The 14166-nt window shown below is 58.0% G+C and carries 12 protein-coding genes; 4 read left to right on the plus strand and 8 right to left on the minus strand.

Annotation, left to right across the window (positions count from 1 at the left end; genetic code table 11):
- The first annotated feature begins 137 nt into the window (after positions 1 to 137).
- Positions 138 to 1271 (plus strand): AraC family transcriptional regulator, encoded by a 1134-nt coding sequence (locus tag C5748_RS10490; protein ID WP_105741880.1) that lies wholly within the window; start codon positions 138 to 140, stop codon positions 1269 to 1271.
- 146 nt (positions 1272 to 1417) lie between these two features.
- Here the strand turns inward: C5748_RS10490 and C5748_RS10495 are convergent, their stop codons facing one another.
- Both C5748_RS10495 and C5748_RS10500 read right to left on the minus strand, forming a co-directional pair.
- Positions 1418 to 3679 carry a bifunctional salicylyl-CoA 5-hydroxylase/oxidoreductase gene (locus C5748_RS10495; RefSeq protein WP_105741881.1) on the minus strand — a complete coding sequence of 754 codons (2262 nt, stop codon included), beginning with the start codon at positions 3677 to 3679 and terminating at the stop codon, positions 1418 to 1420.
- Between the two features lie 473 nt (positions 3680 to 4152).
- A complete protein-coding gene (locus C5748_RS10500; RefSeq protein ID WP_105741882.1) occupies positions 4153 to 4614 on the minus strand; it encodes a MarR family winged helix-turn-helix transcriptional regulator in 462 nt (153 codons plus the stop codon).
- Positions 4615 to 5652: 1038 nt separating this feature from the next.
- Between C5748_RS10500 and ltrA the strand changes: the two genes are divergently transcribed.
- Both ltrA and C5748_RS10510 read left to right on the plus strand, forming a co-directional pair.
- Positions 5653 to 6891: a group II intron reverse transcriptase/maturase gene (gene ltrA / locus C5748_RS10505; RefSeq protein ID WP_105741883.1), complete on the plus strand. Its 1239-nt coding sequence runs from the start codon at positions 5653 to 5655 to the stop codon at positions 6889 to 6891.
- 274 nt (positions 6892 to 7165) lie between these two features.
- Entirely contained in the window at positions 7166 to 7492 is a 327-nt protein-coding gene (locus C5748_RS10510; RefSeq protein WP_105741884.1) for a transcriptional repressor TraM, read from the plus strand.
- Between the two features lie 4 nt (positions 7493 to 7496).
- Here the strand turns inward: C5748_RS10510 and C5748_RS10515 are convergent, their stop codons facing one another.
- The 4 genes from C5748_RS10515 to C5748_RS10530 form a co-directional block, all read right to left on the minus strand.
- Positions 7497 to 8219, minus strand: a complete 723-nt coding sequence (locus C5748_RS10515; protein ID WP_105741885.1) for an autoinducer binding domain-containing protein — start codon at positions 8217 to 8219, stop codon at positions 7497 to 7499.
- Positions 8220 to 8473: 254 nt separating this feature from the next.
- The gene (locus C5748_RS10520) at positions 8474 to 9859 is read right to left on the minus strand and encodes an FAD-dependent oxidoreductase (protein WP_105741886.1); all 1386 of its coding nucleotides are present in this window, start codon (positions 9857 to 9859) and stop codon (positions 8474 to 8476) included.
- On the minus strand, positions 9849 to 10169 hold the full coding sequence (locus C5748_RS10525; RefSeq protein WP_105741887.1) for a (2Fe-2S)-binding protein: 321 nt from the start codon (positions 10167 to 10169) through the stop codon (positions 9849 to 9851). The genes C5748_RS10520 and C5748_RS10525 overlap by 11 nt, the downstream gene beginning before the upstream one ends.
- Positions 10153 to 11289 (minus strand): NAD(P)/FAD-dependent oxidoreductase, encoded by a 1137-nt coding sequence (locus C5748_RS10530; protein ID WP_105741888.1) that lies wholly within the window; start codon positions 11287 to 11289, stop codon positions 10153 to 10155. The genes C5748_RS10525 and C5748_RS10530 overlap by 17 nt, the downstream gene beginning before the upstream one ends.
- 299 nt (positions 11290 to 11588) lie before the next feature.
- Here C5748_RS10530 and C5748_RS10535 point away from each other — a divergent pair, with 299 nt between their 5' ends.
- The gene (locus tag C5748_RS10535; protein ID WP_105741889.1) at positions 11589 to 11957 is read left to right on the plus strand and encodes a Rid family hydrolase; all 369 of its coding nucleotides are present in this window, start codon (positions 11589 to 11591) and stop codon (positions 11955 to 11957) included.
- 6 nt (positions 11958 to 11963) lie between these two features.
- Here C5748_RS10535 and C5748_RS10540 read toward each other — a convergent pair whose 3' ends face one another.
- Entirely contained in the window at positions 11964 to 12836 is an 873-nt protein-coding gene (locus C5748_RS10540) for an isocitrate lyase/phosphoenolpyruvate mutase family protein (protein WP_245428981.1), read from the minus strand.
- Complete coding sequence (locus C5748_RS10545; RefSeq protein ID WP_105741891.1) at positions 12811 to 13995, minus strand: pyridoxal phosphate-dependent aminotransferase; 1185 nt, start codon at positions 13993 to 13995, stop codon at positions 12811 to 12813. Before C5748_RS10545 ends, C5748_RS10540 begins: the two co-directional genes overlap by 26 nt.
- Between the last annotated feature and the right edge of the window lie 171 nt (positions 13996 to 14166).

Below are 14166 nucleotides of genomic sequence, written 5' to 3' on the forward strand. Positions count from 1 at the left end.
AGCGTCTATATCAATTCAGGCCAATATTTTTGCAAAATCGGCAATATTCCAGCTATTCTCGATTTTTCCATCGAAATCATAACCTTGCTATTGCATTTTTTTATATATGAAGCAGATGTCAACAGGGGAGGAGCTGCATGAGTGGCATCGAAACGAAAGGAACGGTTCCAGAGCCTAAACGCGGCAGGCGCGTTGCAGCCCGGGACGCTACGGTCCGCTGTTTTTTCCTTGATATGATTATCAATGAAATGACTGGCGATTCGTCAGAGTGTGCCCGTGCACTGGCCAAGTTCAAATTGAAAGATAGCAAATCCCTAAATCCGTATGCAACCTATCCGCTTAAATCTTACGTCGAATTCTTCGAAGAGGCCGCAAGGGCGTTGCAAAGGCCCCATCTTGGGCTAGAGCTGGGACAGAACTTTCGGCTTTGGGAAATTGGACCCGTCTATCCCCTTTTGGCGACCGCTCCGACACTGCGCGAAGCACTCGGGGTATTCTCGCGTTTTCAAGCGAGTTGGCAAAGCCATACAACCTGCAATGTTGAACGGAGGTTCGAGGAGACGAGATACGGCTACGTGATTGATGATATGGACATCTGGCCACGGGTGCAGGATGCAGAAAATGCGATAGGTGGCTTGTGTACTCTGACTCGGCAGCTTCTTTCCGAGCGCTGGAGCCCCGTCGAAATCTGCTTTGAGCACGACATCACGGGACGCGAAGAGCCTCTTGAGCGTTTCTTCCGTTGTCCGGTCAGGGGTAATGAGGATTCCAATAGCATTCTCCTGCGCGATGCGGAGCTCGACCGACCGATGCATGCTTGGGTCAATTCCAACGCTGCTGCACGGGCAATTGTCGAAATGCACCTTTTCGATCTGCTTCGACCGCCTGAAGATACGTTTCAACCGATACACGAAAGGCTTTCTCAACTGATAGACCAACGGCTGGGAAGGGAGAGCGTAGATTTGGAGGCCTTGGCTAGAAAGCTCGGCGTAGCGCCTCGGACGCTTCGCCGTCAGCTGGGTACATTCGGCACCAGCTTTAGTAAGGTCCTTAATCGTGAACGCCGAAAGAAAGCGAAAATGCTGCTGGGCACCGGAACGATCAAACTAAGCCAGCTTGCGGCCCATCTCGGTTATGCAAACCAGTCCGCATTCTCAAGAGCGTTCCGTGAGTGGACAGGCGAGCCGCCGATCACCGCCTTGCGCCGCGCGCGGCGCACCGGCGCCACCAGCGATAATGAGGAGACTGACGCAGATGAACAGGACAAATGATACGGGTGAGAGCAGCGATGCAAAGCTGGGCCACAATAACGCCGGGATAGTCACGGCGCGGGCGCGCTGAATCAGCAAGACCCTTCTCTCAACGGCAGCGAATATGAGTCAGAGTCAGTTTTCAGCGGAAACAGGTCGACGGAGCGTCATATCTGTCTGTCCCGGGCCATCAGAGTGTTCAGTTGCTGGGCGCCGAGCGCATAAGGTGCCGGCCACGCCTGTTGGATGTCGCCGATTTTTGCGGCCTCCCGGTTTGTCCAATAAGGGTCGGTCAGGTGCGGGCGCCCCACAGCCACTAGATCGGCGCGACCGGCCATCAGGATCGAATTGGCGTGGTCGGCCTCATAGATATTGCCGACAGCCATGGTGCTGACCTTAGCCTCATTCCGAATCTGGTCCGAGAAGGGAGTCTGGTACATCCGGCCGAATTGCGGGCTGGATGTTGCCCGTGTTTCGCCCGTTGTGATGACCTGAATGTCGACTCCTGCGGCGGCAAACGCCTTCGCATAGGCTACGGCATCAGCGGCGGTCAGGCCACCCTCAAGCCAGTCATGGGCACAGAAGCGTAGCGACAACGGTTTTCCGGAAGGCCAGGCCGAGCGGACGGCCCCGACAACCTCCAGCGGAAACCGAAGCCGGTTGTCTACCGACCCGCCGAAGCTGTCGCCGCGCTTGTTTGTGACCGGCGACAGGAAGGAGCCAAGCAGGCCGCCGGCGGCGGCGTGCAGTTCGAGCATGTCAAATCCTGCGGCCTTGGCGCGGTTTGCGGCGGCGACAAAGGCCGCGGTGACTTCGGACAGATCGGCCATAGTTGCCATTTTGGGCAAGGCGGAGGCCTCTCCCCATGGGATGTCGCTTGCGGCAATGAGAGGCCAGCCGTCGGTCAGCGGTAGATTATCGCCATTCCAAGGTTGTTTAGTCGCGGCACGGGGCCCGGCGTGTCCGAGCTGGGCGCAGATCTTTGCGCCGCCTTCGGCGTGGACGAAGGACGCAATCCGGTACCAACCCTCGATCTGCTTATCGTCATAAAGGCCGGCATCACCCAGTGTGGCGCGCCCGTTCGGTGTGACCGCCAAGGCTTCGGTGACGATAAGACCCGCGCCGCCTTTGGCGCGCTCGCCGTAGTGGACCAAGTGCCAGTCGGTGATCGCCCCGTCCATGGCCCGATACTGCGACATCGGTGCGACCACGACGCGGTTTTCGAGTTCCATATCCCGAAGCTTTAGGCCGGCAAATATCGGCGAGCGGACCGGGCCGTCATGACCTTGGAACCAGCGTTCCGCACCTTCGAGCCATTTGGGATCGCGCAGGCGCAAATTCTCGTGGCTGATCCGCTGTGACCGGGTCACCTGCGAATAGTTGAACTGGACCGGATGGAAATCTAGATAGCGGTGAATGTTCTCGAACCACTCCAGCGAGTTGAGAGCGGCGGACTGGATTCGCAGAACTTGCGCCCGGCGGTCGGTTTCGTATTTGATAAACGCGGCGTCGATGGTGGGCTCGTTATGCAACAAATCGGCAAGTGCCATGGCGCTTTCCATCGCCAGCTTGGTCCCCGACCCGATGGAAAAATGCGCCGTTGCTGCCGCATCGCCCAACAGCACGATGTTTTCGTGATGCCATTTTTCGCAAAGCACGCGGGGAAAGTTGATCCAGGCAGATCCGCGAACATGGTTGGCATTGGTCATCAGAGACTGGCCGCCGAGGTGGTCCTTAAATATCTCCTCACAGACCGCGATGGACTCCTGCTGGCTCATTTTGCCAAAGCCATAGTTCTTCCAGGTTGCTTCATCCGTCTCGACAATGAAGGTCGCCGTGTCCGCGTCGAACTGGTAGGCATGCGCCCAGAGCGAGCCATTGTCGGTTTTTTCGAAGATGAAGGTGAAGGCATCGTTGAATTTCTGGTGCGTGCCGAGCCAGACAAACTTGTTGGCGCGCGTGTTCACCACGGGGCGGAACGCCTCCTGATAACGTTCACGCGTCTTTGAATTCAACCCGTCGCATGCCACGACGACATCGTAGTCGCCCTTGAGGTCGTCGACGCAGGCGACTTCGGTCGCGAATTTCAAGGTAACGCCCAGTTGCCTTGCCCGTTCCTGCAAGATCAGCAACAGCCGCATCCGACCGATGCCGCAGAAACCGTGCCCGGTGCTCTTCTCGTGCGCGCCGCCGATGATGACCGAGAGATCATCCCAGTAGGCAAAGTGACTTTGGATCATGTCCGCGCTGATCGGGTCGTTGCCCCGCAGATTCTCCAGCGTTTGGTCGGACAGGACAACGCCCCACCCGAAGGTATCATCGGACTTGTTCCGCTCAAAGATCGTGACCTCTGCCCCCGGGCTCCTCAGCTTCATCGAGATTGCAAAATAGAGGCCGGCGGGGCCGCCGCCGAGACAGGCAATTCGCATCGATTCACACTCCCCTGTTCGCAAGAAGTGTCGCATCAAACCGATAATGCTTCAAGTTTAAAGTTTCAAACTTAAATTAATATGCCTGATGTGACCGCGATGACATCGGACGATCACGGCCACTGGCACGCTGTTTCTACACGCGCCTTATCAGGGTCAGAGAGGGTGTCTGAGGACCGCTGTCTCGCACACATTGTGGCGGACACCATCGATGAATACGTGTCCTCACTCCGGTTTCCGTCTGCACCTAAGGAATGTAGAAGGTCAGCCGATTATCTAGCTGAGGTGCCCGCAAGCTGAGCGCCGGTCTGGATGATGCATGTCCGCCGCAGGGCGATGAGTGACGGAATCATGATCGATTTCCGTCACGGCGCTTCAGTCCAACTGCTGCTGTCATCGGTCGGGTGGAACGGCTTTTATATTTAGATATAGAATAAATCTGCGGTAATTTGTGTTGGAGCAGCAGCTCTTCATCATGCGCAGCGCCTTTGCCTGATATCCAACATGATCGAAATGGCGCGCGCGGCATCCGGCTCTGAAATATCTTGGAATATTTCGTCGATCCATTCGCGGTGCACTACAACCATCTCATCCATCAAAGCATTACCTTTCTCGCTGACTCGGACAAGTGATGCGCGGCGGTCACTTTCGAGGTTCTCGCGCTCGGCCAGACCGTCAGCGACCAAGCGTTCGACAATGCCTGTGACATTGCCGTTCGAGACGACAAGCTGCTGCGACAAGTCGCTCATTCGCAAACCTTCCGGGTGGTTATGCAGCGTCGCCATGACGTCAAATTGCGGTAGGGTCATTTGGTATTGCGCGCGAAGCCGTTCGCGCACGTCATTTTCGACATGACGCACTGCCTTGAGCATGTTCAGCCACAGACGCAGCCGTTCTTTTGCAACGGATGTGGCATTGGTCCGCAGAGGGGTCATTCTAAGAGCTTTCCGAGCGTTGATATCCCACACACATAAAGAAGAATACTTTATACCTCAACTGACTCGTGTGTTGGGGGCAGGGCAATCGGGTGAACGGACCTATTGACTCTATCCGAATCGAATCCAGGTCCGCTTACGCATCAAAGCGCCATGGTTCTCACCCACGGGCCGTTCGCGTTCGGAATGGGGCCGGGGTGCGCGCCGAATCCACTCGGGCCGGGATGATGGTGATTGTGTCCGCGCAGAGGCAGTTCAGATGCTTCTGGGGCGGTTTCTGGATGGGGTTCGGCAACGTTTCTGCGCGGGTTTGATCTGGCGCTCGTTGCCGGGTATGCCTTCGCCCATTGCTTTCCAGCCCAGGCGCGGCCCCTTCAATCCCGTTCGATTCCATTGTACCGGGGCTCGCCAAAAAGGCTTTAAGTCCAAGCAACGGCCTCCTATGCGAGTCGACGTCTACAACGAAAATGATGCCCTCTACCCAAGGTGTCTGGTTTTTTCCGCTTTTCGTTCGTATAAGGCCCGCGAAGCAGTACGCGCTGCTTTGGGGCGTGCAAACCCGTGTGCCAAGAAGCAAAGCTGTGCCGTTTGGCGCATCTTTGCGTGCTGTGAGTGAGATGGAGGAAGGCCCTCCGGGATCGGCATGCACATGCAGATCCCAAACCCTCGGCAAGCTGCTTCGGTCAAAAGCCGCGGTGGTGAGCGTTGCCGGGAGGTACGATCCATGAAGGCAAACGCAAGTGAACTGCTATTGAGGTGTCGTTAAGCCCAAGTGATGTCGAAACCGCTGCCCTCGGGTTTAGGCGCGGGACGGAGCCTGGAGGATGTGTGCAGACTGGCCAGGCGGCATCCGGCATAGAGGCAGTGCGAGCGTGGATCATCGGCTTTCTCACGGAACTTGGGAACCTGCCGCCTGCCTTGGTGCGGGACGGCAGGGGCGGAGTGACCCGTAGTAGTGATGAACTCCCTGTAATGGGGAGGGAGCGAAGGGGTTGCCCGGCCTACGTCTTGGATTAGGTCAACTGCGAAGGATGAGCCGTGTTCAAGGCGAAACCATTCAACATCACGAAGGAGCAGGTGTGGCGGGCCTTCAAAAAGGTGCGCCATAGGGGTGAAGGGACCGGCGTCGACAACCAGACGTGGGACGCCTTCGACGCTTCGCTGTCGAAGCATCTTTACCGGGTGTGGAACCGGATGAGTTCCGGTAGCTACATGCCGCCCCCGGTGCGGATGGTGGAGATACCGAAGGCAGGAGGCGGCGTCCGGCCGCTGGGCATTCCGACCGTCTCGGACCGGATTGCGCAGGCGGTGGTGGCGCAGGAACTGGAAGCCCTGCTCGAACCGCTGTTCCACGAGGACTCGTATGGATACCGTCCTTCCCGGTCGGCGCACGATGCCATCGCGAAAGCGAGGAAGCGGTGCTGGCAACGGGACTGGGTGGTGGATGTGGATATCAAGAGCTTCTTCGACACGCTCGACCACGACTTGCTGATGAAGGCCGTGCGCCATCACGTCGGCGAGCCATGGATGCTGCTTTACATCCAGCGGTGGCTCACCGCTCCGGTGCAGCATCCCGATGGTCGGCTGGAGGAACGAACTGCTGGCGTGCCGCAAGGCGGTGTCATCAGTCCGCTGCTCGCGAATCTGTATCTGCACTATGCGTTCGACATGTGGATGGCGCGAGAGCACCCCGATCTCGGCTTCGAGCGCTACGCAGACGATATCGTCGTTCATGTGCGCTCGCAGGCCGAGGCGGAGCTGTTCAAATCGGCGCTGACGAAGCGCTTCCGCGAATGCGGTCTCACCGTCCATCCCGAAAAGACACAGATCGTCTATTGCAGGGATGAGACGCGGACGGTCGCATATGCCCGGACGGGATTTACCTTCCTTGGGTACGACTTCCGGGCAAGGCGGACGCTGAAGCAGGGCCGGTTGTGCAGCAACTTCTCACCGGCAATCGCGAAGAAGGCGGTGGCACGGCTGCGCGGTGTCATGAGGACATGGCGCTTGCATATGGCCGTGACACTCGACCTTGCCCAGATCGCCAAACGGATCAATCCGGCGCTGAAGGGATGGCTGGCCTATTACGGCAAGTTCCGACCGGCAGATATGTCGGCGGTCTTTTATGTGCTGAATTCCCGGCTGGTGAAATGGGCGCGACGAAAGTACAAGAACTTTCGGTACAATGGTGATATGGCTCGCGCATGGGTGAAGGAGCAGGCGGTACGCACGCCGAAGCTATTCGCCCATTGGCAGGCCGGGTTTGTGATCGTGTAATGGTGGACCGGAAGAGCCGTATGAGGCGAGAGTCTCACGTACGGTTCTGTGAGAGGCTGGGGGGAAACCCTCGGCCTACTCGACCTAACTAGCGGTTGGTGTCGGCCGATACGACACCTTTCCTTGGCCCTTTTCGGCCGGGGACTTGGAACTATGTCCAGGTGCTCGGCACTAAAGGTTCTAGGGCTGTCTAGTTACAGTTTGCAATCCCCGGCTACGGGCCACAGGATCAAATTCGCGGGGGCGTACCGCGAAAAATCCTTTCGAGAGTGAAATGACCCGCAGTCAAGATCAAACATCAAACCAGATAGAAGAGTTGGCGCAGTCGCTGGCGCTAGTCCTCGAGCCCCTCGCCGGAGACGAATTGGTCAGTGCCACCACCCAGGCGATCGTGAAACACCGCAAGCTGATCGACCAGCTCGAGCTCGCATATGATGCATTGCGTGACATTGCTGATGACGATCCGGGCAGGGACAAGCTGATGAAGGCCTATTCGGATGCGATGTTGAACAATCGCGCGCAGATTGCGGTCGTCGCCGCGTTGACCGATAAGCTGGGCTATATTCCGGAGGTTCCGCCGGTGAGCAATCCGAGGCCGTGACGGCTCAGATCAATTCCCGTTCGACCGCCAGACGGATTGCATGCGACACATTTCCAGCCCCCAGCCTGTCGCGGGCCTGGTTAAGGTGGAACCGTACCGTGATCTCTGAGATTCCGACAAGAGTAGCAATCTCTGCCGCGGTTTTGCCGCGAGATGACCACATCAAGCAGATGGCCTCCCGCCCAGTGAGCCTCGGTCGGTCTCGATTGGCAGAATTCTTGGCCGATCGGAGAAGCCCAAGATGTACGAAGGCCACGGCGGTAGCTGCCAAAACAGGATTTTGAACTGCTACGCCTGCAGAGGCTTCCGGATCAGTACTCGCCAACGAGAGCATAGCCAAGCGCCCGTATCCGGCGGGTATAGGCATGGAGAAGCCGGAGCAGATTCCATGACGTTCCGCCTCCCGGAAGAAGTCCGCGTCGCCCAGCCCGTTCAGGCGCTCGTTGGAGCCTCTCCATGCGAACGGGTTCAGGGTTTGGCGTGCCATCCTCATGACGGGATCGATTGCCTTGAAGTTGCGCTTCACGTAGACTTCCCGCCAGTCTGGTGGATAGTCCGTCAGCCCGACCAACTCATCGCCGTCCACACAAATGTACGCAAAATGCTGAAATCCACATGATCGCGCAAAGCCGTGTAGCACGACATTAGCGGCATCTATGTCGTTGACGACATCGATCTGCTCAATCAGCTTGGCCAGTTGATCATCGATCCAACGCTCTGCACCCATCCGTATGTCCCCCTAGGTCAGAATCCGCAGGTAATGCGGTTTGAGAGCCCCTTGTCAGCAATCCTCTACCCGAGGCCCAATCAGATATTTCGATCAGGCGTTCATTCTCGGTGTCAAGCGCCGACTCCACATATATTGATATAGTTCGTCAGCTTTCACGATCAATTGATAAACAACATTGATCCGCCGACGGCGATGACCGTTAATGGTTTCTATCCCAGTCTGGCATTGGCGAGTCGGTAGGCTGGGCAAGATCAGATTTCCACATCGGCCTCGGCAAGTTGGCCGATAGTCAGCGGACGAATGGGCGCCCGCACCGTCGCTGGTGGCGGCGGGCGTTGTCCGCATCGAATTCCCGGTGTGATCATCGCCATAGCTGCCATTGAGCACATTTGGGCACGGCAAGGCCCCATGCCAACGCGCGTTTGGACCTTGAGGTGCCGGAGACCCGACGCTCCGGATGCATTGGCCGCGGCAATTTCGGCGGCTGTCACTTCCTCGCAGCGGCAGACGACCGTGTCGCCGCTCGGTATCAGCATCGTTTCTGGTGTATGAAAAATCGTATCGATCAATGCCCGTGCAGCGGCAAGTCGCTTGAGCCCCCTTTGCAGCGGCGCAGCCAGCTTGCTGAGTGACTGATCGGAGATCCGGCCCAACCGGTGGGCGATCCGAAGAATACTCAACCGGCCGGACATCTCTGCCGCCTCGTCGCCGAGAATCCCTCCTCCGTCGCCAGCGACCATCAGGTTTTCAGCCGACGTCTCCTGCCATGCGTCCACTACGGGCTGCCAGCATTCCTGCTGTTCATTCCAGTCATGGGCGACACCAGCAAGGCGGCTGAGCTGAGTGTTCGGAATGACGCCGAAGTGGAGCAGTACAGCATCGCATTCGATGAACCCGGAGCCACCACGCGATCGATAGTTCACTCCCTCAACGTGGTCGGCGCCGATGATCGACGCCTGTGTCAGCGAAAACACTTTAGGGACGAGCGGGGTTTGCGTGAGCAACTGCAACCCTTGTTTGAGCAAAGTCGCCGACCTCAAGGCGGCGGGCAGATACGGTGTTGCGCGAAGGAAATCAGCGGGCCCTGTCGTTTGAAGTAGGCCAACGACATTCGCACCGGCATTGCTCAATTGCCGGGCAGTCAGCAGAAGAAGGGGCCCACAGCCGAGCAGCACGATCCGGCCTTTCACTGGATGCCCGGACATTTTCAACATCGTTTGGGCCGCGCCTGCGCTCATCACGCCGGGCAGGTGCCACCCTTCCAAGGGAACAGGCCTCTCATAGGCGCCTGGCGCAGCAACCACGGCGTTCGCCGGAATCGTGAAGCTCCGGCCATGATGAAGATAGCTGATCTGCCGTCCGCCTGGCGAGATATCCCACACCGAAGCCTGATCGACAAAGCGAGTGTCGCTTTCGCGAAACCGGCGAATGAGGTCAAGACCTTTTTGCTCTGAAGCAGGAAGGCCTTTTCCGGCAGCGCGAAGGCGCCGATAGCGCTGTTCAATCGCGCGGAACCGCTGGCCGCCGGGGGCCGGCTGCTCGTCCAAAACGAGTGCCTTCAGTCCCAGGCTCGAGGCCTGAATAGCTGCTGCCATTCCGGCGGGGCCGGCACCAATGACTACGACATCATTGTTCACGCGTTTCGTCCTCCCCCGTCAGCGGGCGCAGTCGCGTCTGCCGACACACCTTCATGTTTTGCCGGACTGTTGTGATGCACGCCCGCTGATTGGCAAGCCCGTCTATCTCGACCAGGCACTCGTGACAGACGCCGATGAGACAGTATGGCCCCCGGCTACGGCCGCTCATCGCTCGGACGCCGGTGATCATCACACCCGAAGCCAGAAGGGCCGTTGCAACCGTTTCGCCTTCCCACGCCTCGATTTCTTCGTCGCCGAACCTGAAAGAAACCTGGTGAGGTGGTTCGGGCAGATCATGCGGCGGACGCACTTTGCAGCCTCCCTAACCCGAAGGGCTCCAGCAACGCATCTTTTCGCCCACCCAGAATCCACTGGGGCAGCAGACGCTTGTGAAGAGCAGCCAGCGTGATTCCGCTATGGCAGGTGATGACGAACGCCCCCGGCCGTTCATGCGACTCTTGATAAACGGGGTATCCATCCTCCGTTCTCGGCCGCAAGGCGGCCCAGCACCGAGTGATTTGCACCGAACCAAGATCTGGCAGCCGTTCGATGGCTTTCATCGCCAGTGACCTCAGGACAGAGACAGTTGTGCGGTCATCATATCCAACCTCTTCGGTGGAAACGCCAATCATGATCGTTCCCTCCGGATTCTGGCGCAAAAGCCCACTGACCGGGTAAGGGAAGGACTGCTCTACGCGTTCGGTGACCATCATCTGACCCCGCTGGGGTCGCACTTTGACTGAAATACCAACTTGTGACGCCAGGTCCGGCGTTCCCAGCCCCGCGGCGATCACCAGCCTCGGGGCCGAAAGCGAGCCCCACGGGCCTTCGACGGTGAAGATACCTCTCTGGTGCTGAATGCGGCCCACGCGGTGATCACGAAGGATACTACCCCCATGACGTTGGATCGCGTTCAGAAGGCCCGAATAAAGCTTCAGTGGCTCAGCGATCCCGTCAAGCGGGCTGAAGGAACCCCCGGTCACCCGCTCACCGAGACGCACGTTCCCGAGCATTTGTCGGAGATCGGCTCGATTGAGAATGTCATGCTGATATTCCGCACCAACACGTCGGGCGTATTCAGCGACTTTCTCGGCATGGGCTGCGAATTCCCGATCTCCGACCGAGATATAGACCTTCCCCTTGAGGTCGAAGGCCGGATCGATCCCGGTCTGCTCTCTCAACGTACTGGCGAATTCCGGCCACAGCCGGCTGGATGCGTATGAGAGCCGAAAGTACGCGAGATTGTTGAAGCCCTTGTTGGAGATCGAAATCATGCCGAAATTGCCACGGCTGGCGCTAAAATCGGAATCCTCGGCATCAAGGATTCCGATTTTAGCGCCCTCCTCTGCCAACCCATAGGCGATGCTGGCTCCAACCACCCCCCCGCCGACAATGAGCACGTCGGCCTCGTGTTGATTGCTATTTGTCATCGGTCCAGCTTGCGTTTGAGCAAGAACGCGCTCCTCGTTGCGAAAGACAGTGCGTGAACAAATCGGACGACCGCTAAGCACTGGCGGCGGGAGGAACTGCTGTACCCTCTCAACTATGGCTGTTTGGTCATTCTGTCACAAATTCTCGATAGTTGATGTTCTTTAAAATATGCCGTCAATGCAAGATGATTGGCGAATATATTTGAATATATATATAGAAATACATTTTGCATTGCGTTGACAGAGGCAATCGCCCACCGTTACTCGTTAGCAAGACTTTTCACGCTGAGAGGGGAGTCATGACAGTTGAGTTTCCCATAGACCGTGCGCCGGGCGTTGCTCCTGGCAGAAGTTCGGCGTCGTGTTATGGCGGCTTGGTCTGGACGGTAGCGACGGCGCTGGACAAAACCCTCGATCTCAAGGGCCAAATTGCGGCAAGCTTTGAAAAGATCGAGCGAATGCTTGCTCAGTTCGGAACGGATAAGCGCTACCTGCTTTCCGTCAACGTCTTCTTGTCTGATCTCGAGAGCAAAGCTGATTTCGACGTCGCATGGAGGCAATGGGTCGGTGACAATCCCGACCATTGGCCACAAAGAGCCTGCATGGGTACGGTTTTGTCACCCGGAACCCTGGTCGAGATTGCCGTTGTGGCCGCAAAGCCAGAATGAGGGCGTCTAGCGCAGGAACGCTCGCTCGTTCACCTTGGTTTCGTCGGTGCGCTGTAGCCGGAAGATCTCCTCGACAGGCGCGATGTCTTTATGAACGTTCTGCACGCCGCCATCGGCAATGATGCGCCGGAAAGCCGACTGCATCGCTGCGGTGGCTGCGCGCACGCCGTAATTTCCGTAGATAACCATTCGAATATTGCCGAGCGCTTCGATCCGGGAAACGTCGAGCTCCGGATAGGCATTCGGAACGATGGTCAGCGGCACATTGCCGTCCCAGGCTCGCGCGAAGGACTCGATCTCGGAGGGTTCCTTCTTTTTGGAATGGATGAGGATCATGTCGGCGCCGGCCGCTTCATAGGCGTGAGCGCGCTTCAGCGCCTCCTTCTCTCCAAGGCCGGCGATCAACGCCTCGGTACGAGCGATCACAAGAAAATCCGGATCTTTACGGGTATTGATAGCGGCCTCGATCTTGCCCTGGAACTCTTCGACCCGAAGCAACTCCTGACGCCCGCCATCGACGAGACTGGTCACCTTGGGAAAGGTCTTGTCCTCGATGACGACCGCCGATGCGCCGGCGCGTTCATATTCGCCAATGGCGTGGATGACGTTGATGGCATTGCCGTAGCCGGTGTCGATATCAGCGACAATCGGCAGCGATGATCGGCCGGCGATCGCACGTAGCATATCGAGATGCTGCGTCATCGAGATCAGGCTCATGTCGGGAACGCCATAAAGCGCTGAGAGCTCGAAGCCGGAAGCCCACAAGCCGTCAAAGCCGGCTTCTTCGGCGAGAACCGCCGAAAGCGGGCTATGCGTTGCCATGATGTGAACGAGGCCGCGCTCGGCCATGCATTCACGCAGTCTCTTTGATTTGCTCACGGTTCTGTGCTCCTTCGAAAAGCGCGACGCAGGCTGCAAGCACGCGCGAGCAGGCACGCACCAGATCTTCGACCGACGAGGCATAGGAAATGCGAATGTAAGGCGAGGCCATGAAGCCGTTGCCGGGCACAACAGCAACGCCAAAGTCCTCGAGGAGATACATGGCGAAATCCATGTCCGATTCGATGACTTTGCCGTTCGCCGTCGCTTTACCAAGAACCCCGGCACAGGAGATGAAAACGTAAAAGGCTCCTTCGGGGACACGGCAGTGAAGGCCGGGCATTTCGCTCACCCTGTCGACAACGAGATCGCGACGCTTCTTGAGCTCCGCGACAAAGTCGCCGAGGTACTCCTGAGAGCCAGCGATCGCCTCGATGGCAGCGTATTGAGAGATGGAGCTCGTGTGGGAGGAGGTCTGCCCCTGGATGGTGTTCATCGCCTTGATGAGGTCTTTTGGGCCAGCGCCATATCCAACGCGCCAGCCCGTCATGGCGGTAGACTTCGACACGCCATTGACTGTCAGTATTCGCTCGCCGAGATCGGGCGCGGCCGACGCCATGGTGGCAAACGGGGCGTCGTAAACGAGCTTTTCATAAATATCGTCGGACAGCACGTGAACGTGCGGGTGTCGGCGCAAAACGTCGGCGAGCGCGGCGAGCTCAGCTTTGGAATACACAGCGCCCGTTGGATTGTTGGGTGAATTGAGCATCAGCCATTTGGTTCGCCGCGTAATCGCTGCCTCGAGTTCCGCCGGCCTGAGCTTGAAGCCGTGGCGCTCAGCCGTTTCGAGAAGCACGGGTTCACCACCTGCAAGCCGCACCATATCGGGATAGGAAACCCAGCAAGGGGTCGGGACGATCACTTCGTCCTGGGGGTCAAGGCTGGCAAAGAGCGCGTTGAAGACCACTTGCTTGGCACCGCAGCCGACGGTGATCTGGTCGATTTCGTAATCAAGGTCATTGTCGCGCTTCAGTTTGTGCTGGATCGCCTCGCGAAGCGGTTTGACGCCCGCCACGGCGGTGTAACGCGTTTTGCCGTCGCGGATCGCGGCGATGCCAGCCATCTGGACATTCTCGGGTGTATCGAAGTCGGGCTCGCCCTGGCTCAGTGTGATAACGTCGTTGCCCTCCTCGCGCAAAGCCGCGGCCTTGGCGGTCATCGCTTTTGTCTGAGAGGGGCGCACAGCCTGCAATCTTTTGGAGAGTAATGACAATGGACTTTCCTCAAAGTCGGGGCGGTTACCGCCAGACCTAGATTAGGCGCCCTGCTCTCGCCAGTTTCGGCATCGGAGAAAGCGCTCAGATTGATCTCATATTGCGATGGTTCTTCG

It is taken from the genome of Phyllobacterium phragmitis, from assembly GCF_002980495.1.
GTDB lineage: Bacteria > Pseudomonadota > Alphaproteobacteria > Rhizobiales > Rhizobiaceae > Paramesorhizobium > Paramesorhizobium phragmitis.